Consider the following 18,774-nt stretch of genomic DNA (forward strand, 5'->3'; position numbering starts at 1 on the left):
GTATGCCCCCTGCCATTCCACCTAAGTTTGCCTCCTCCCTACTCGCTCGCCTGATCAGCACGGAGTTCTACGAAGAAGTTTCCGGTGATCTGACAGAGGAATATCAGGAAAATGTGCGTGAAAAAGGGAAACTCTACGCCAACGCCATGTATCTACTTGAAGTCATTCGTTATGCGCGCATGTACCGATCAGAAAGAAAATATCAATCGTCAAACTCATTCAGTATGCTCCAAAATTACGTCAAGGTTGCCTTTAGAAACCTATTAAAGCATAAATCCTATTCCCTAATAAACATCAGTGGTTTGGGCGTAGGACTTGCGTGTGTCTTCATGATCTTTCTGTTTATCAAGGTAGAGACCAGCTACGATAAGTTTCACCAAGATGGCACAGACATCTATAGACTGCAGCATGTCTATGGATATATCAACGCGCAAGCTGCTCCAACGTATGCACGAGACTATTCTGAAGTCGCCAGTTTCAATCGAATCAATTTTTGGAAAACGGACCGAAAAGTTTCATTATCATCCGATGAAACCTACTATGAAGACGTATTGGTTGCCGATTCTAACTTCTTCAACTTTTTTACTTTTCCCTTAATCCGCGGAGATAAGGTTACTTGCTTATCAGAAAAGAACAATGTAGCTATCTCTAAGTCTCACGCTAAGAAATTCTTTGGTGATGAAGATCCAATTGGTCAGGTGTTGAAGATAGATAACGTCATCAATGGAGTGGAAACGCCGTTCAAAGTAACTGCTGTATTTGAGGACATTCCCTACAATTCTCATTTGCAATTCGATATAGTATTACCATTTGAGTTGTTGCATGATGATCGATCACTCAACATCATGAATCTCTGGCCAAATGATTGGATTGGCAGCTATGTAAAACTTAAACCCGGAACAGACCCTCAAATGATGGAGGAGAAGTACCAGGAAATGTGGAATAAATATTATGATGCAGAAGCAGATTCGATTACAATAGACTTCATGCCGATCGAAGACCTCTACCTCAAATCATATGATCTACGATCAGATTACACGGCTCATGGCAACATCAATCAAGTGCGTATATTTTCAGCAATTGCAGTCATTATCCTTTTAATAGCCTGTATCAACTTCATGAATCTTGCAACCGCTCGAGCATCCAAACGATCCAAAGAAGTAGGCGTGCGTAAGGTGATGGGAGCATTCCGCAAACAATTGATCATCCAGTTTATGGCTGAGTCAGCGATCATGACCTTCATAGCGGTGATTCTTGCTTTCCTCATTCTTACTGTTGCTATTCCCCCTATTAATAGGCTTGCAGAAATAGATCTCCTTCTTGGTCTTAGCAACGTTGTTCCTGTCATTATCGGGCTTCTGTTACTCACACTGCTTACCATCCTCATTACCGGGAGCTATCCAGCTTTGTTTTTATCTTCTTTCAAACCAATCTCTATTTTATCCGGCAATAACGATGCACGTGGTGGGAAAGGTTGGATCCGAAAAACCTTAGTTGTTTTTCAATTTACCATCTCTATTGCCTTAATCATTGGAGCGATGGTAGTGTACAAGCAAATGCTTTTTGTAAAGCAGAAGGATTTAGGTTTTGAACCGGAAAATACGCTGGTCATGCATTTTGGCAGCACCGATGCTCTTAGACGGAAATGGCCGATCGTGAAAGATCAGGTTCAATCGATTCAGGGTGTGAAATCCGTAATGGCGAGTAGGCAGGTTCCGGGAGACAATGCTTTTTACTGGGGATATAAATTCGAAGACTTTACGGACTATGAGCACCCACATGGAGATGCGTGGTTGGGTTATTACGTAGGCTACAACACACTGGATGCCTTGGGTGTAGAAATGGTGTTGGGTCGTACTTTCTCAGAAGATATTCCAACTGACAGCTCTGCATTTATACTCAATGAAAGTGCCTGGAAACAAGCCATCAAAGATTACGGGGCATCATGGGAAAACCCAATTGGTAAGACCATCGAATACCTTACCACCCACAGTGGAGAATGGGCGGTTGATAAAAAAGGTATGGTTATCGGGGTTGCGAAAGACTTTCATCATCATTCACTAGAGCGACCCATTGATCCTTTGATCATCCACCATGCCGCTAGTCGCAGACTCCTCGTTAAGGTTCAGGAAGAAAAGACAAGTGAAGTACTATCCAGCATCGAAGACCTATGGAGCAAGTGGAATGTTCCTTCCGACTTCAATTATCAATTTTTGGATGAATACTTTGAAGGAGCTTATAAGGACGAAGAACAATTCAATAAATTCATAATTATTTTTTGCTTGCTGGCTATTGCTATTGCTTGTCTGGGATTATATGGCCTTTCCTCCTTTGTGGCCGAGCAGCGAATCAAAGAAATAGCTGTCAGGAAAGTGTTGGGAGCTCACGAACATACCATTGCCGGAATGCTTTCGAAAGATTTTCTAAAACTCGTCGGAATAGCAGTCTTGGCTGGAGTGCCAATTGCCTATTATTTCACGAATGAATGGCTTTCCAATTTTGCATTTAGAATAGATCTGTCCTGGTCATTTTTTGTACTTGGTAGTTTAGTGTCCGCCATTATTGCCATAACAACTGTGAGCTACCACTCGATAAAAGCGGCCACTTCTAACCCGGTAAATAGCTTGAGATCAGAATGAAATTAAAGTTGTGAGGTGAATAATTCTCAGTAAGATTGATTTGGATCTTTAAAACTGACCATCCAGTTGATCCCAAATTTATCAGCGCAAGAACCAAAATAATCTCCCCAAAATGTATCCGAAAGAGGCATAGTAACTTTTCCTCCTGATGACAGTTCACCAAAAATGCGGTCTGCGTGATCTTTGGAATCTGCCGTCACCGAAATTGAGAAGTTATTTCCTTCTTTGAATTTTGCTGCCCACTCGCCACCAGTATCGCTTCCCATCAATACAGTTTCTTTGCTTATCGGTAGACTTACGTGCATAATTCTTTCTTTCTGATCTTCTGGAATAGTATCACCTCCTGCTTCGGAAGGCATTTCACCAAACCTGCCCATGAAAGCAAAGTCGCCACCAAAAACAGACTTATAAAAAGTGAACGCATCCTCACAATTGCCATTGAAAGTGAGGTAAATGTTAATAGTTGCCATAATTGATAATTTTAGTAAAAGTTAGCGATAGGATAGCCTACTTAAAAGAATTAACCTTAAATCTTGAGAAGAGGGTAACCTATTCCATCTTCAAAAAAGCCCCAAATTCATTTCTGGCATTCAATTTGAATTATCTCTGGTCAAAAGGTCAAGATGTTTTACTAAATGAACTGCTTATGAAAAGGTTATATATACTCTTAGCGTTGGTTACTTTAGGTCTGTCAGGATGCTACTATGGTGAAGATACCAGAGGCCCCAGAGGTTACGATGGTAGGGACGGAATAGATGGAGTGGATGGCGAGGAAAGTTACGTCTTTGAATACGAATTTAGCTTCACAGCACCGGACTATAGTGTCCTCTTAAATTTACCGAATGACTTTACCATGTATGATTCAGACGTGGCGCTAGTCTATTTTCTATGGGAAGTGACCGAAGATGGTACTGAGGTTTGGCGAGCACTTCCCCAGACGCTTTACTTCAGCGATGGTGTGCTTATGTACAATTATGATTTCACGAAATATGATGTGAGCGTCTTCTTAGATGGAACAGTGAATCTGGATGGCTTAGGGGCAAATACTACTGATAATTGGATCGCCCGAGTCGTCGTAGTTCCGGGGCAATTTTCCGGGCGTATCGACTACTCAGATTATGAGGTAGTGAAGGAGTATTTTGAACTTTCACCTTCAAAACTGGCAACCAATAATTATCAAAAACGCCCATAACAATCAAGTGATTTAATGAGGGATTAAAACAGATTTAATCCCTCATATAACATTCAATCAACCCTGACGTTGAATTTTCAATGAATCGGTTAAAAGAATTTTTCTGGCTATGTGCCGGAGTAAACAAATCCATCCTCAGTAATTGCCCCTCAGAATCGAGTAAATACGTGGGCATTGGTGCTACCATTTTTTTCACAGGAGTCTTTGCAGCACTTGCTGGGGGATATGCTCTTTACACCATTTTTGACAGCTATTGGATAGCAGCCTTTTTCGGCATCATTTGGGGATTGATGATCTTCAACCTTGATCGATTCATTGTATCAAGCATGAGAAAGAATGGAGAATCACGACAAGAATGGTTGAGTGCGACTCCACGCATAATACTAGCAATCATTATATCTATCGTAATAGCCAAGCCGCTTGAATTAAAGATCTTTGAGAAGGAAGTGGAGGCCGAGATATCTCTCATGATTCAGGAAGATCTTGCAGGTCAAGAGCAAACGGTGAAACAACGATTTACAGATACCAGAACAAGACTCAATGATGAGATTCAAATCTTGAAAAATGAAATAACTGCCAAAGCAGGCAAAAGAGATGAACTGCGACAGATCGCTCAGGAAGAAGCAGATGGTACTGGTGGCTCAAAGCAAAGAAATGCAGGTCCTATATATAAAATAAAGAAAGCAGATGCAGATCGAGTTGAAGAGGAACTTGAGGAATTAGTAGCAACCAATAACAATCAGATAGTTGAAAAAGAAAACGCGCTCGCCCAAATTGAATCGGAGGAAACTTCTGCACTTCAAGAACTAAAGGAAAGTCAACTTACGGGACTTGCTTCGCGCATAGAAGCTCTTGACCGATTGACTAAGAAAAGTAGTGCCATTTGGGCTGCTCACTGGTTTATCATGTTGCTTTTCCTGGCGGTAGAAACTGCTCCGGTTTTTGTGAAGCTAATTTCTCAAAGAGGCCCATATGATTTTGTGCTGAAGAAAGAGGAATACGGATTCGAAGCTGCGTATTATGAAGATCTGGCTAAGGTTAATTCCATCATCAAGAAACGAGCTACACGTCTCACTCAAGATGAGATCGATTATGTTCAGAATCGTCTGCAGCTAAGTTTGGAGAAGACATAAGTATCATATGCCAGAAGTCTAAGGTCTTGTCACGATCGTTTATCTTTAGGAAAGACAACATCTAACTAACATGAAAAAACTTGACAAGAAAGATATTGACCCTCAGGTATTCAAATTGTATGATGACTATGCACACAACCGTATGGAACGTAGAGAGTTTGTTGAAAAGCTGTCGCTCTATGCTGTTGGTGGTTTGACCCTCACTACGCTTATGAGTTCAATCATGCCTAATTATGAGGCCATTCAAGTGAATCAGAACAATCCTAAACTCAACACAGAGACGATTGAATATCCTTCACCAAAAGGTGGAGGTACTATCAAAGCGCAACTTTCACGTCCTAAAGATGCAAAAGAAAAACGACCAGGAATCGTCATAGTTCACGAAAACAGAGGGCTTAACCCACACATCGCTGATGTGGGTAGAAGAGCAGCTCTTGCAGGATTTATCTCTATCTCCCCTGATGCACTTACACCACTCGGTGGATATCCAGGTAATGATGATGATGGCCGCACTATGCAACGCAAACGTGACAGAAATGAGATGCTTGAAGATTTCATTGCAGCTTTTGACTACTTAAGGAATCATGCGGAATGCACAGGCAATGTTGGTGTGGTTGGATTTTGCTTCGGTGGGTGGATTTCCAATATGATGGCAGTAAAAGTGCCTAATCTAAAAGCAGCTGTTCCATTTTATGGTGGGCAGCCTTCTGCTGAAATGGTACCAGATATTCAAGCTCCACTCCTTCTCCACTTTGGAGAGCTAGACACACGAGTCAACGCTGGATGGCCGGATTATGAGCAAGCCTTAAAAGCAAATGGCAAGACATACACCGCTCATATGTATCCAAACGTTAATCATGGATTCCACAATGACACCACGGCACGCTACGATGAAGAAGCGGCTAAGCTAGCCTGGGATCGTACAATTGCCTTCTTCCGTGAGAATTTAAAGTAACATCCAGCATCTTATTTAGACAAAGGTGAAAGAAATTTACTCTTTCGTGCAACCTTAATATTCACATTAAGTTTATAGACAAAGGTGAAACTAATTAATCTACCATGAAAGGAACCTATCTCGGTGAATTTGAAGAGCTGGTCTTACTTACTGTTGGCATCCTGAATGACGATGCGCATGCGCTGGCTATTCAGAAAGAATTAGAAAATCAAAGTGGCCGACAGCCAATGATCAGTTCTGTGCATAAAGTACTGGTGCGCCTTGAAGACAAAGGATGCCTTGTTTCTCAAATGGGTGGCGCCACTGCTGAGCGCGGAGGCAGACGAAAGCGGTTGTATGAGATGACCGCTACCGGAAAAAAAGCATTGGCCACTTCTCGTGAGTTACGCAACAAAATGTGGGACAATGTACCGCAGGTAGTTTGGGAAGGAGGTAACTCATGACACAGATATACCCACCCAGATGGATGATGAGATTATTCCATTGGTTTTGTAGGGAAGAGCTCTGCGAAGCTATCGAAGGTGACCTCTTGGTTGCCTATGCAGATCGGCGGAAGCGCATGTCTCGTTTTCGAGCAAACTTCCTCTATTTCTTAAACGTACTCACTTTTTTTCAGCCATTTGCCATGCGAAAAGGTACACTCAATCCATTCGAAAACACGACCAATATGTTTATCAATCACTTCAAAATCGGGTTCCGTGTAATGCGAAGACACTTAACCTACTCATCCATTAATATCATTGGACTAGCCATTGGACTATCTGCAGTGATTCTGATTGCACTATTCATAAAGGATGAACTATCGTATGACCGCTTTCATACCAACGGCGAAAATATCTTGAGGCTGTCTTATAAATTAGAAACGCCAAATTCTACACGTCGAGCAGCAAAAATGCCGTTTCCAGTCAAAGATGTTTTAGCATCAGAATACCCTGAAGTTATACATGTTGCTCGGTTTTACAATTGGGGCGGGGACACTCCTTTGCTAGAATATGGCAATCATAAATATACAGAAGAAGGTATCTATTTTGCCGAGACGGATGTTTTCAAAGTTTTTGATTTTGAATTTATTTCGGGAAATCCAGCAACAGCTCTCAAAGATCCCAGAAGCATTATTTTGACCGAAAAGATGGTAATGAAGTACTTCGGCAATGAAGATCCGATAGGCAAGGTTATGCGCTACAAAAACGAAGACGATCTGATAGTTACAGCTGTGATGAAAGACATTCCTGACAACTCGCATATCATGTTTGACGTGCTTCTGCCTATTGAACTCCAACGTCAACGCTGGATGGGCTGGGGAGAATACTCCTATGATCTTGAAAAGGACTGGAACTGGGCAGCTGCATGGGTCTATGCATACATTTCACCCGAAACAGATAAAGCTGCTTTCGAAAAGAAAGTACAGGCAATTGCTGATGAATTTTTAAACACAGATGATCAACAGGGATTCACACTTGAAGTACAACCTCTTTATGATATTCATCTCAAATCGGACAAATCTTCAGAAGCAAGAGCAAATGGGAACATGACCCAGATTTACGGATTTGGTGCAGTGGCTATTCTCATTCTCTTTATCGCATGTATCAATTTCATCAACTTAACCTCAGCACAGGCAAATGAACGACTTAAAGAACTTGGCCTACGTAAGATCATGGGAGCCCAAAAGCATCAGCTCATTTCCCAATTCCTCACCGAATCATTTATTCTAATCTCCATTGCTTCGATTATTGCACTGATTATCTCATGGTCCACACTGCCCTTCTTCAATGAATTTATGAACAAGAAGTTGGTTATCAATCTTAGTAATGTTTCATTTATTGCTACCTCTATTGGTGTGGCTCTTTTCATTGCGATGCTTGCCGTCTTAAAGCCATCTCTCTCGGTTATCCGAGTCAATGCGGTACAAAAGTTTGATCTGAACAAGTCTAAACAACGATTTAACCGAATGATGATCATCGGTCAATTTGTGGTCTGCAACCTACTTTTTATTGGCATATTGGTAGTCAATGACCAGTTGGATTACTTGAAAAATAAGGATCTCGGTTTCGATAAAGAAGAAATGCTCATTTTGCGGCATGGACGCAACCTATCAAAAGATCAGTTTGAGATTTTTGAAAACAAACTGGCCTCAATTCCTGCAGTCAATAATATCCACCGCGGCTATATTGCTGGTACGTCAGCTTATACAAACACGTTTAAAATCGTAGGCGGTGAAGATGAAGAAACATACTCATTGGGCATTAAATGGATTGGTGACGGTTTTACAGATATGTTTGGCCTTGATGTAATTCATGGGCGAAACTTAGATAGAAGTATATCATCCAATATTAAGTCAAGCATTTTAATTAACGCTTCAGCTGCAAAAGCCTTAGGGTGGACTCATAAAGAAAGTATCGGCAAAACGTTGAGTTTCCTTCCGGGTGGAGCAGACGAGCCTGAAGACATTAAAGTGGTGGGTGTATTGGCAGATGCAAACTTTGAAAGCCTATATGATCCTGTATTGCCTAGTGTATTCCGAATGTCAGAAAACAGTGTAGGTAGTGAGGTTTGCCTCAAACTTGCAGGTTCTGAAAACTTACTAGAAACTTTGGATCGTATCGAATCTGCCTGGGATCTGGCCATTCCTGACTGGCCATTTGAATTTACATTTCTTAATGATAAGATTCAAGAACAATACAACAAAGAAGAAAGATTGGCAAGCGCGACCAAATACTTTACACTTTTGGCAATATTTATTGCATGCTCCGGGTTGTTTGGACTGGCATCTTTTGTGGTGCAACAGCGGACAAAAGAAATTGGTGTACGGAAAGTTTTAGGAGCTTCTCTCCGATCCATCTTTCTATTGATCAGTAAACGTTTCTTGTGGTTGATCGGGATCTCCTTTACCCTTTCGATCCCAGCAGGCTATTACCTCGCCAATCAATGGCTTCAAGACTTTGCTCATCGAATAAATGTAAGCCCGATTATTTTTATCGTAGCAGGCATTACCTCACTTGCCATGGTCTTAATCGCCGTAGGAAGCCAATCGTTAAAAGCCGCACATGCAGACCCGGTGGATACGCTGAGGTACGAATAATCTTGAATTACTAATATCTGATCTCCTAAAACGGCATTTTTCATTATTTACCCATTTGTAAAAGAGATCGAATACTTCAATTATCTAATTCAGCCATTGAGTCAATTGAATTGAGGATATGTCTAAGATTATCACTTCGGGAAAGACCCATCTTTTTTCTCAAGCGATAGCGAGCAGTCTTGGCGCTGTGATTTGAGATATTTAAAATGAACGCCAATTCTTTAATCGATAGGTTGAGTTTTATTAAGCAACACAATCGCAATTCATTTCTGCTTAGTGTTGGGTATCTCTGCAGTAATTTTTGTGAGAAGTTGTCACTAATCTGATCAAAATGCAATCGGAAATCATTCCATGATTCTTCAAGTCTTGTATTTCGATCCAATCTTTTCACAAGATGTCTCAATTCACGATTTACGTTCTCTTTAAGGTTGTGCTTTTCTTGAAATTTTTGAAGGTTAGTTTTTACCTCATTTAGCAGTTTCTCCCTTTGCAGTAGGTTAAGTGAACTTGATGTTGTTTCTTTTTTCTTAAGCTCCAGCTCCAATTTATGGTTTTCCAATTCACTTGCCATTATGTTTTTTGTTGATTGGATGACGTTGATTTTACGTGTATAAAAGCCCTTTTTCCGTCGGAAATAAAAGAACAAACCTAAGACTGCTAATGTCACTGCTAAGCAAACTGCAAGAAGATACATGTTCCATGCAGCAAAGAATGAAAGGTCAGAATTTAATAGCTCAATTTCCTTGTCCTTTTCATCGGATTCAAACTGTTCCTTATATTTTGCAATAGCTTCATCATAATCTTGATGAAAAGTTTTTCCTGCAATTGAATCACTTAAATCTTTGTACTCCATTGCTTTTTTGTAATTACCAAGCTGTCTGTTTATCTCGCTCAGCAGCTCCACAGAATAGGCTACTTTCATTGGTAGCTGCAACTTCCTTGCTAGTCTTAAAGACTCCTCACCAGCCTCTTTTGCATTCATTAATCGTCCAGACTTAAGCAATGCTCGTGAATAATAGTACTGTGCGTATTGTTGGATTTTAACTTCGGAGCTTACATCGATAGATTTTCTTAAATAGAATAAGCAAGAATCATATTTCTCCATCTTAGTATAAGTTGTACCTATATTAATCAAAGAAATTGCCTCTTTATTTTTATTGCCTTGCAAATGATGATATGAATAGATGAGTTTATGATCCCTTAATGCACCAGCATAATCTCCAAATTGATTTTTAATTACCGCTAGATTGCTGAGTGAGGTATACATCTTAGCATCCTCTAGTTCTGAATAAATCTCATATGCTTCCTCAAAAGCAGATTTAGCATTGGTATAGGCAAAGGTTTCAGCATATATCCGACCCAGAAAACTAATACACTCTGCCAGACGAGCTTTATCTGCTTGCTTACGTGCTATTTCATTCAATTTTAAGCCTAAGGCCAGCGCTTCATCTAATTCATTTTTATCATGCAAAATATTACCGAGTCTCAAACCATAAACTAGCGTTGAATCAGATCTACCCGCCTCTAAATAGAATTTAAATGAACGACTGATTTGGGTTGAATCACTGGTATTAATACTTTGCTTTTGGGGCGTACCTTGTACAACTAAACAATTGACAAGTAAAACTGTGGTGAAAATTGATGTAAAGTTGATCGATGGTTTCATAAAAGCACTCATACCAAATTCACCTTTTAAAATGAATTAATCTCAACTTATCAAATGATAATCGCAAGACTGTCTACTTTTTGTTGACCTTTTTTATCTTATTTCTATCATCAACTGATAATATTCTTGTTGAACTTGTAATCCAGAAGGCAGATGTCTTCTTTATTTAACCAACTACCAACCAATGATCGCTACGATAATTTTAGTATTCGTGCTGTTATTCTGCATTTTCTACATCTATTCATTGAAAAGAGAAAATTCACACTTGATTAACAATGAACAAATACTAAAAAGTGTAAACAAAAATGTGAATGAGGGCATATTCAGAGTTCGGGAAGATCAAAACCTGATTTACGTAAATAATGAACTCGCACGAATGTTTGGGTATAATTCTCCCGATCAACTAGTAGGAAAACAAACAGAGCAACTATTTAAAAGGCCTGAGGAGTATAATTTGATTGGAGATTTCCTAAGAAGAGAAACTTCAATCTCTAATCAGGAAGTTCAATTTAAGAGAAAGGATCGCACTACATTTTGGGGCTATATGAGCTGCACAAAGGTGAGATGCAAAGATGGTCTTATCTACTTTGATGGTGCGATTCGCGACATTACTAGCCAGAAAAGAGCTCAAGATTTACTTCACTACCATGCTCAGATGCAAAAGATTCTGTTAAATGTTTCTTCTCGTCTTATGATAATATCAGAAGATAAAGTTGACAATGCATTTGATCAATGTCTCACAGAGCTTGGCGAGCTAGTAGACGCAGATAGAGTATATTTTTTCAAGTATGATTTCACTGAAAACACATGTTCTAACACCCATGAGTGGTGTAGAACCGGTATTCCTTCGGTGATTGACTATTCCCAAAGTATACCATTGGACGATTCTTTATATGATCTACTCAAATGTCATTTTGATGGTCGCCACTTATACATTCCAAATGTTTTGGAAATGCAAAATGGTACATCAAAAGAAATATTCCTGGAGCAGGATATTAAAAGCCTGCTATCAGTGCCAATGATGAATGAAGGGAAATGCACCGGATTTGTTGGGTTTGATTCAGTAAGAGAGCATAGGCAATATTCAGAGAATGAAATAGCAATGCTTAAGCTATTCGCAAACATGTCGATGAATGTGCTGCGGAGAGTTCAGAATCACGTGAAACTAAGAAAGTTGCTTGAAAAAAGTATCGAACAGAACGAAAGACTAAAAGAATTTTCATACATCACATCACATAATTTCAGGGCACCAATTGCTAACCTAATGGGCATTCTGGAAACCATAAAATACGAGCCATTCGATAGTAACTATTTCGAAATGCTCCAACTGTCCACACAAAAATTGAACGAAATATTAGACAGCATAAATCAGCTCTTAAATTTTGAAACAAATGTCTCGCTTCTTGAAAAAAAGCAATGCAATCTCAATGAGGCCATTCAAAGAGTACTGAGTCAGTATACCGATATTATAAAACAAAAAAACGTGAATGTCACAATGGATATCCCTGATAGCGTAACTATAGATGGTTATATCTCATATCTGGAAAATATCTTAAAACAAATAATTGCAAACGCACTTAAGTACGGAATCACGGAGAAATCACAAAATATTGATATTTCAGTTGCTAAGAACGATTCAAACCTCATCCTTTCAATACGAGATTTTGGGCTAGGTTTTAATTTTCAAAAATATGAAAATAAGCTATTCAAGCCTGGCACGCGCCTCCATTCTCAACTGGCTGATGGTCAAGGTATTGGACTATTCATTTCCCGATACCTTGCAGAAGCGATGGATGCGAAGGTTATGATAAACAGCAGTGAAAATGTGGGTACTGAAGTTAGCATCATTTTTATCACATGATTGATTATTATGCGCTTTACTCTATTTCAAATCATCAAGCTGGTTTTGGTACAAATCCGTTTTAGAATCTTCATTTTCACTGGCAATATCTACTGCTTTTTTTAGGTTTTTTCTGGCTAGTTTCTTCTCTCCTTTCCCCTGATATGCTAAGCCTAGTCCAGCATACATTTCCGCCAAGAATCTATCTTCAGAATAATCATCAATACCTCGATCAAAAAAAGAGATCGCTTTATCAAAAGATTCATACTTGAGGTAATACTGACCAAGCCTGTTTTGCCAGTAGGCATTTGCATATCTACGCGTAGAAAGGACATCTGAAAATTCGTTCATAAACATGTCAAAGGCCTCGAAATTATCCCTTTTCCATGCCAGCCATATGAGGCTATTTTTTGTTGAGGCGTCTATGTCAGTAGGTAAATCAAAACGTTCACCACGTTCTTTAAAGTATTTTTCCATAAATGGAATACCACCTTTCTCCTCCAACTCATCGATTGTGCCGAAGACCAACGAACCATAATTGTGGTAGAAGAATTTGAGGCCGTGATACATAGAAGCATAGCCCATGGTTTCATGTTCTTCTTCATTGAAGAGCTCGTACTTCCAATTTAGATTTTGTGTATTTATTGCTCCCAAGTCTTGAGCTGTCTGATCTGTATCGTCAATTGAATAAATATCTTTTTTTGAGCCAGCAATGAAAAAAAATCTCTCCTCTTCTAAACTGAGAGTTCCTAGTAAATCCTTGCTTATATAGGATCCACTGGAGGCAATGGCACAAGTAAATGGACTATCCTTTCTAAGTATAAGTTCACTGGTTAGAAAGCCGCTATTCTCCCATCCAAAAATGATTCGATCGTCGGAAGTTCTAAATGATTTGTCTACATAGGGAACCAACTCCGACTCGATAAATGTGATAAAAGCATCCCACTTGTTAAATAGTTCTGAGCGATATGGACGATCCACCATGTTGATCCCAACGACAATCATTTTGGGCATTACCTGGTTTCCTCTCAGTGATTCCTGAATGGCCACTCCATTTGTATAATACCATTGGCCATCTAAAATGTATAGTGTCGGATACTCATCCTTGCTTTCCATATAGCTCTGCGGCAAATAAATTTGCAGCTCTATTTCTTGAGATAGGCCATTCGAGTTAATTCTGTGAGTTTCACCTACACTTGTATTGCTTTGTGCAAAGAGATTAGTGACTAGGAAGCACAAGCAAATGGTCAAAAAATGAGTCCTTTTCATATCTTAATTTTGACACGAATATCCAATTATTTGACTCAAATCAAACTCTTTACAACCGTATTAACAGCTCATTAACAATAAATTAAAAACAAATAAAATTCGTAATGGAAACGTTTGTCGATTGTGCTGTGAAAGTTTGTCTGGAACTAGTTAAAATCTGCTTTGCCAAAATTTCAGGTAGTGATCTTCATAGCGATATGGATTGTTCTTTTTGACTAGCGCATTGTACTCACGAGCTATCCGAATGATATCATCTGCTTCATTTCTATATCCAATGATTTTGTCTTTAATCTTCTTAGCCAACTTAGGATAATCACCGACAAGCTTAGCAGCTTTCTTCTCAAATTTACCCAGGTAGAAGGTATCATCTAATTGGCTCTCTTTATAAATAGCAAATGCCGATGATATATTTTCTCGGGTAATTGGTGACGAATAATATTCACGATATATGCTAAGAGGGCCTTCTTCATAAACAATCATAAAATCTCCGTCGATGGCGTTTCCGATGATTGGATTTTTAAATAGATACCCGTCAAAGACGATATAGACTATATTTTCCATCTCATATCGTTGAAAATCCATGTCTTCTAATGCTTCCTTCTTATTAATTAAAGTAGATAGCCCACCATAAGACCAATTTATCTCAATAGCGCCTCCATCTTGATAAACAAGCAAAACAGGATATGAAGTATAATAGGTGTACGATGCATCAACATCCCAGAAAGTCTCATCGGTAATATTCACAGCCTTTTCCAGGTATGGTCTTTCTGTAAAGAATTTCGTCCACTTTTCTGTCTCTAGAAGGTTCTGCGAATAGCTTGCGTTCATTATAGCAAGCACAAAACTGAAAATAACTGTTCGTCTCATTCAAAGAAATATATATCCTATTAGATGCTTTTCAATTTGATTTTCTTGTCATGTACTCATTGTACACCGTTTTAAGGCTTCAAAAGCTCAAAAAAGCAAAACCTTTTATATTTTGCAACAATGATTCACCGATACCTCTTTTTAGCCATTTTTATCTTGATATTTTCATGTTCTTCTGATTTTAACAATGAATGGAAGCGAGATCCATACGAAGGCACACATTTCAACAAGCTGGTGGTAGTAGGACTATCACATGACCTGGAGAATCGAAAATTTTATGAAAAAGAAGCGGTTACTCAATTGGAAAAATCTGGATTTCACGCGGTAGAAGGACTGAAAATTTTCCCTCAAGAGGTTACAGAGTTAGATCACAATCAAGATAGTATCACAAGTCTTATCGAAGCTAATAAGGTAGATGCAGTTTTGGTTGTTAAAATATTGCACGAAAATGATGAAACATACATGATGCCTGAGGATTATAGTAAGTTTAAAAAGATGTATTTCAGAAGAAGATCATTTCATACATATAACTCCAACTACTATGAACGTCCAGAAAAATATTACATGATAGCTACACTTTACGACCTTAAAGAGAAGCATCATGAAAACGAAGAGACTGTAATTTGGCGGGCGTCAAGCCTAATCATAAATCCGGCTGAGAACGTAGAAACCAAGAGGAAATTTATTGATGATGTAGTGGCTCACATCACAGAACAACACCTAATCGAATAATCTATTTTCGAGGTAGCTCCACAACGAAAGTGGCTCCTTTTGAAGCCTCTCTATCGTACCACACTTTCCCTCCTATTTGCTCTGTATATCTCTTTACAAGTGATAAACCCAATCCTGAAGAGCTTTCTTCACCGGTTGGTCTAGCACTTAGTTTGGTGAATTTTTCAAATAATTGATCTTCTTCTTCAGGCTTGATACCTGGGCCTTCATCCATTACCTTCACCACAGTACGCAGTTCATCAACAAGAATCTCAATGTCTATTTTTTGGAATTTTTGAGAAAACTTTAGGGAATTTGAAATCAGATTTTCAAAGATCAGCATTAGGTACATGCGATCTACATAAACCTTGGCATCTTCACCTAATACACTTATTTTAATTTCTTTTTGCCTTGCTTGTTCAGAAAGAGAATTTACCGCCTCCTTTACTACTTCTTTGATATTCAAAGTTTCAGGCTTCAATCGAAGGGCCCCTTCTTCCATAGTTGCCATATCAAGCACGTTATTTACTAATCCCTGTGCTTGTGCAGACACCTTCTCTATCATGGCAATGAACTTCTTTTGCTGGTCGATCTCTTGTTCTTCTTTTAGAATATTTGAAATTGTGGTGATGTTTGCCAGCGGGTTTTTCAGATCATGCGCCAAAATACGAATGATGTGATCTTTATCATCGATCAGCTTTTCCAGCTTTTTGGATTGCTCTGCTATAGTTTCTTTTTGATTTTCAAGTTGCTCATTTTGCCTCTGGAGATTCTTTAGAGCATTCGTCTGCACAGATTCGAAAACAGTAGAAATTACCAAAATGATCAACAACAGGCCTGGTAAGACTGACACGAACCACTCAGCTTTAAGCTCGGTATTGTAGGCCAAAGGCAACTTTACTCCTTTCAATTCCAGCCACCCAAACCATAACATTACAAAGAATGATAATATGCCCCAAACAATTCCATAATCACGATTAACAACTAAAAGTGCTAGTACTGGAGTAGAAATAATCCATGGATATACTGCGGACCAAATTCCTCCTGAATAATAAGTGAGGACACACACGGCAATAGAGCCTACAAGAATATATAAGTTGGCAATGAGTAGCAGCGACAACCTGGTTTTCACAAGAAATGCCAAGGCAATAAACCCTGCCACATTGAATATCATCAGGTATACTCCCAGATCAAATTCAAACAGCATGCTAAACCAGATATACGAATTGGAAAATAAACTGGTGAGTAAACACGATCGCACAAACAGCCTTGCTTTCCTCAATTTGAGAGAATCCTCGTGATAAGAGGCGTGTATGAAAAAGTCTACGAGTCCAGCAAAATTCATAATGACAGTCTTGTAAATCTAGTTATCAATGCGCGATCGTAAAAGCGATGTATGCACTTAGCAATATCCAAACACCTTCAACTATTCCAAGATAAACTGTTTTTGTAATTGTATGACGTTCAGCATATTGAATCAAAAAAGGAAGTGAAAGTGAGATTAAAGCTTCACAAACGATCACATAAAGAGGAGCATTAAATATCATGGTTACATTCTGATGATACCACCACCAGCCTGCGTCTTTAGCTAAATGCTCGTAAAGTGGAATGTACATTCCTCCCGCTAAACACAGCACAATCGAAGCCACTAACAGGCCTTTTTTCTTGGTAAGCAAAACCCCAACAAAACTCAGCTGCAGCAAAACATTGGACCAGGCAAATGGCATGTACATTGGAGAACTCCACACCATCAACTCATTGCCAGGATAAACCAGACTGTCTATTGTATCTACCAAGTAATGATCGGTAACCAACTCCAAAATTCCGGCAATGGTACCAAATACCAGTAGCCTTTGAATCAATGGATTCCGATACCTTATCGCATAAAACCAATAAAAACAGTAAAGCCCATACGTAATGATGCTTGCCGAGACTGGCCCACTTTCGAGTAGAGATGATACCATGGACCATCCAATCAAAATGCCTGACGATACCAAGATCACCAAGGTTGTTTTCTTATCTAATCCGGGGATTTTAGTGGTTTCCATATGTAGGTTAGGTTAATTATTAATTTTCTTTTGTAAAGCCAACCTCCTCTTAAAAATGGTTGGGGAGCTAATCTCATTATTCCATTCATCAACCAAACCCCAATCCTTCTTTAGAGATGGTGGTATAAAGAATTGTACATTCTTCCCATCATTGAAATGATGAATGATTCCCTCTAACAGTTTACTGTTAAAATAAGATGATACTTTCTGCACAAACTTGTGCTCTTCCAATTGACTTAGCTTGCCAATAATGAATTTAGAGACACTAAGAAGTATTCTGTCTTTTCTGTCACTTCGACTAGAAATACCGATACAAGCAGATAAATTCTTTCCAGATGCGGCGGAAAAATCCTGAAGAAAATAGTCAATAAAATACGTCGGTACATCATTCAACGCATTACCAGGTGACAGGTAATTCATAAACTGTATACATGCCTCTGCAAGTGCTTTTCCAGCAGCTGATTCTGCCGATTGGTGTTTTAAAATTTTCGTAGCCAATTCAAACCCTTCCTGATACGTATTTGGTAACAGTTTATGATCGACGCCCATCAAATGACCGACCACTTTCCAGCAGTGCATATAATCGGTCTGTTGCTGATCTGTTAAGTCTACATTCAATCGTTTCAAACCAGAAATAATCACAGGACCAAACGACATCAGCGTACCTGCCAGATCCTCTTGATTGATTGGTTCTCCGTACGTACTTGTATCAAATGGTTCTCTGCTCTTATGCTTTAAATAATACCTTATAGAAGCATGAATTAAGCGTACCTTTTGAATGGTAACCACTCCTTTACCTTTATCCGAAAGCCCTCCTTCAGCAAGTACATTGACTACCATCTGGGCAGTCTCCATCAATCTTCTCGCAAGTGGATCGATGTTGTTATTATGTACGAGCAACCGCCCGGTATCATACAATACCTGCGCACCTTTTGCACATGTGTAGCATAGTGGCAATGAACTCACATTGAGGAGCATGAATATTTCAGGCCCATAGAGGGAAAAAAGCTTTTCTCCACCCTTTATCTTTTGAGGATCTGCCCATTCTGGAAGATGCTGAGTAGCGGCAATATATTCGTCTAGTATTTCAGATAGCTCGCTCCCGAGTGCTTCGAACATTCCTTTTTCAAAGGAGGCATTCCTAAAGAGGTGCATCATCACCTCATTTACTTTCTTCTCATCTCCCGAAGCTATAATTTTTTGTACAGTGCTGTCGGCTATTGGATCAGTAACATTCCGAAAAGCATCCAATGCCTCTTCGGTGATTGCTGCGATAGCAAAAGAGTTGTTCATTCCGTTAGGTTCGGTGGGTTAATCAAAGATGTAATCTAACACCTTTCACCGATTGAATCGAAATGATCTTTTAAGAAAATAT

Annotated in this window: 15 protein-coding genes; 8 read left to right on the forward strand and 7 right to left on the reverse strand. The window is 39.2% G+C overall.

Annotated features, from left to right (window positions below):
- The first annotated feature begins 2 nt into the window (after positions 1 to 2).
- Positions 3 to 2,639, forward strand: coding sequence for an ABC transporter permease (locus ABJG98_RS08135; protein ID WP_348279001.1), 2,637 nt, complete (start codon positions 3 to 5; stop codon positions 2,637 to 2,639).
- Between the two features lie 26 nt (positions 2,640 to 2,665).
- Here the strand turns inward: ABJG98_RS08135 and ABJG98_RS08140 are convergent, their stop codons facing one another.
- Positions 2,666 to 3,109 carry a VOC family protein gene (locus tag ABJG98_RS08140; protein WP_348279002.1) on the reverse strand — a complete coding sequence of 148 codons (444 nt, stop codon included), beginning with the start codon at positions 3,107 to 3,109 and terminating at the stop codon, positions 2,666 to 2,668.
- 176 nt (positions 3,110 to 3,285) lie between these two features.
- On the opposite strand from ABJG98_RS08140, the gene ABJG98_RS08145 reads away from it, so the two are divergent.
- From ABJG98_RS08145 to ABJG98_RS08165, 5 genes are all read left to right on the forward strand, one after another.
- Positions 3,286 to 3,831 carry a hypothetical protein gene (locus ABJG98_RS08145; protein ID WP_348279003.1) on the forward strand — a complete coding sequence of 182 codons (546 nt, stop codon included), beginning with the start codon at positions 3,286 to 3,288 and terminating at the stop codon, positions 3,829 to 3,831.
- 80 nt (positions 3,832 to 3,911) lie between these two features.
- Complete coding sequence (locus tag ABJG98_RS08150; protein ID WP_348279004.1) at positions 3,912 to 4,964, forward strand: DUF4407 domain-containing protein; 1,053 nt, start codon at positions 3,912 to 3,914, stop codon at positions 4,962 to 4,964.
- 70 nt (positions 4,965 to 5,034) lie between these two features.
- Positions 5,035 to 5,919 (forward strand): dienelactone hydrolase family protein, encoded by an 885-nt coding sequence (locus ABJG98_RS08155; protein WP_348279005.1) that lies wholly within the window; start codon positions 5,035 to 5,037, stop codon positions 5,917 to 5,919.
- Between the two features lie 104 nt (positions 5,920 to 6,023).
- Complete coding sequence (locus tag ABJG98_RS08160; RefSeq protein WP_348279006.1) at positions 6,024 to 6,362, forward strand: helix-turn-helix transcriptional regulator; 339 nt, start codon at positions 6,024 to 6,026, stop codon at positions 6,360 to 6,362.
- On the forward strand, positions 6,359 to 8,998 hold the full coding sequence (locus tag ABJG98_RS08165; RefSeq protein WP_348279007.1) for an ABC transporter permease: 2,640 nt from the start codon (positions 6,359 to 6,361) through the stop codon (positions 8,996 to 8,998). The genes ABJG98_RS08160 and ABJG98_RS08165 overlap by 4 nt, the downstream gene beginning before the upstream one ends.
- A gap of 76 nt (positions 8,999 to 9,074) precedes the next feature.
- Here ABJG98_RS08165 and ABJG98_RS08170 read toward each other — a convergent pair whose 3' ends face one another.
- Positions 9,075 to 10,664: a hypothetical protein gene (locus tag ABJG98_RS08170; protein WP_348279008.1), complete on the reverse strand. Its 1,590-nt coding sequence runs from the start codon at positions 10,662 to 10,664 to the stop codon at positions 9,075 to 9,077.
- Positions 10,665 to 10,848: 184 nt separating this feature from the next.
- On the opposite strand from ABJG98_RS08170, the gene ABJG98_RS08175 reads away from it, so the two are divergent.
- Complete coding sequence (locus tag ABJG98_RS08175) at positions 10,849 to 12,525, forward strand: PAS domain S-box protein (RefSeq protein ID WP_348279009.1); 1,677 nt, start codon at positions 10,849 to 10,851, stop codon at positions 12,523 to 12,525.
- A gap of 21 nt (positions 12,526 to 12,546) precedes the next feature.
- On the opposite strand, the gene ABJG98_RS08180 is transcribed toward ABJG98_RS08175, so the two are convergent.
- Complete coding sequence (locus ABJG98_RS08180) at positions 12,547 to 13,773, reverse strand: alpha/beta hydrolase-fold protein (RefSeq protein ID WP_348279010.1); 1,227 nt, start codon at positions 13,771 to 13,773, stop codon at positions 12,547 to 12,549.
- 150 nt (positions 13,774 to 13,923) lie between these two features.
- Positions 13,924 to 14,640, reverse strand: coding sequence for a hypothetical protein (locus ABJG98_RS08185; protein ID WP_348279011.1), 717 nt, complete (start codon positions 14,638 to 14,640; stop codon positions 13,924 to 13,926).
- Positions 14,641 to 14,760: 120 nt separating this feature from the next.
- Here ABJG98_RS08185 and ABJG98_RS08190 point away from each other — a divergent pair, with 120 nt between their 5' ends.
- The gene (locus tag ABJG98_RS08190; protein ID WP_348279012.1) at positions 14,761 to 15,372 is read left to right on the forward strand and encodes a hypothetical protein; all 612 of its coding nucleotides are present in this window, start codon (positions 14,761 to 14,763) and stop codon (positions 15,370 to 15,372) included.
- Position 15,373: 1 nt separating this feature from the next.
- Here ABJG98_RS08190 and ABJG98_RS08195 read toward each other — a convergent pair whose 3' ends face one another.
- Genes ABJG98_RS08195 through ABJG98_RS08205 form a run of 3 tightly spaced genes read right to left on the reverse strand, consistent with a single transcriptional unit; the run spans position 15,374 to position 18,692 of the window.
- The gene (locus tag ABJG98_RS08195; RefSeq protein ID WP_348279013.1) at positions 15,374 to 16,696 is read right to left on the reverse strand and encodes a HAMP domain-containing sensor histidine kinase; all 1,323 of its coding nucleotides are present in this window, start codon (positions 16,694 to 16,696) and stop codon (positions 15,374 to 15,376) included.
- Between the two features lie 25 nt (positions 16,697 to 16,721).
- Positions 16,722 to 17,399 carry a hypothetical protein gene (locus tag ABJG98_RS08200; RefSeq protein ID WP_348279014.1) on the reverse strand — a complete coding sequence of 226 codons (678 nt, stop codon included), beginning with the start codon at positions 17,397 to 17,399 and terminating at the stop codon, positions 16,722 to 16,724.
- Between the two features lie 12 nt (positions 17,400 to 17,411).
- Entirely contained in the window at positions 17,412 to 18,692 is a 1,281-nt protein-coding gene (locus ABJG98_RS08205) for an oxygenase MpaB family protein (RefSeq protein ID WP_348279015.1), read from the reverse strand.
- Positions 18,693 to 18,774 lie beyond the last annotated feature (82 nt).

This window comes from Ekhidna sp., from assembly GCF_039960695.1.
Taxonomy (GTDB): domain Bacteria; phylum Bacteroidota; class Bacteroidia; order Cytophagales; family Cyclobacteriaceae; genus Ekhidna.

What these genes read in the sequence shown, in the direction of transcription:
- ABJG98_RS08200 (WP_348279014.1), bottom strand. Translation starts at nt 17,399, where the DNA reads ATGGAAACCACTAAAATCCCCGGATTAGATAAGAAAACAACCTTGGTG.
- ABJG98_RS08175 (WP_348279009.1), top strand. Translation starts at nt 10,849, where the DNA reads ATGATCGCTACGATAATTTTAGTATTCGTGCTGTTATTCTGCATTTTC.
- ABJG98_RS08185 (WP_348279011.1), bottom strand. Translation starts at nt 14,640, where the DNA reads ATGAGACGAACAGTTATTTTCAGTTTTGTGCTTGCTATAATGAACGCA.
- ABJG98_RS08140 (WP_348279002.1), bottom strand. Translation starts at nt 3,109, where the DNA reads ATGGCAACTATTAACATTTACCTCACTTTCAATGGCAATTGTGAGGAT.
- ABJG98_RS08160 (WP_348279006.1), top strand. Translation starts at nt 6,024, where the DNA reads ATGAAAGGAACCTATCTCGGTGAATTTGAAGAGCTGGTCTTACTTACT.
- ABJG98_RS08180 (WP_348279010.1), bottom strand. Translation starts at nt 13,773, where the DNA reads ATGAAAAGGACTCATTTTTTGACCATTTGCTTGTGCTTCCTAGTCACT.
- ABJG98_RS08165 (WP_348279007.1), top strand. Translation starts at nt 6,359, where the DNA reads ATGACACAGATATACCCACCCAGATGGATGATGAGATTATTCCATTGG.
- ABJG98_RS08195 (WP_348279013.1), bottom strand. Translation starts at nt 16,696, where the DNA reads ATGAATTTTGCTGGACTCGTAGACTTTTTCATACACGCCTCTTATCAC.
- ABJG98_RS08145 (WP_348279003.1), top strand. Translation starts at nt 3,286, where the DNA reads ATGAAAAGGTTATATATACTCTTAGCGTTGGTTACTTTAGGTCTGTCA.
- ABJG98_RS08135 (WP_348279001.1), top strand. Translation starts at nt 3, where the DNA reads ATGCCCCCTGCCATTCCACCTAAGTTTGCCTCCTCCCTACTCGCTCGC.
- ABJG98_RS08190 (WP_348279012.1), top strand. Translation starts at nt 14,761, where the DNA reads ATGATTCACCGATACCTCTTTTTAGCCATTTTTATCTTGATATTTTCA.
- ABJG98_RS08150 (WP_348279004.1), top strand. Translation starts at nt 3,912, where the DNA reads ATGAATCGGTTAAAAGAATTTTTCTGGCTATGTGCCGGAGTAAACAAA.
- ABJG98_RS08205 (WP_348279015.1), bottom strand. Translation starts at nt 18,692, where the DNA reads ATGAACAACTCTTTTGCTATCGCAGCAATCACCGAAGAGGCATTGGAT.
- ABJG98_RS08155 (WP_348279005.1), top strand. Translation starts at nt 5,035, where the DNA reads ATGAAAAAACTTGACAAGAAAGATATTGACCCTCAGGTATTCAAATTG.
- ABJG98_RS08170 (WP_348279008.1), bottom strand. Translation starts at nt 10,664, where the DNA reads ATGAAACCATCGATCAACTTTACATCAATTTTCACCACAGTTTTACTT.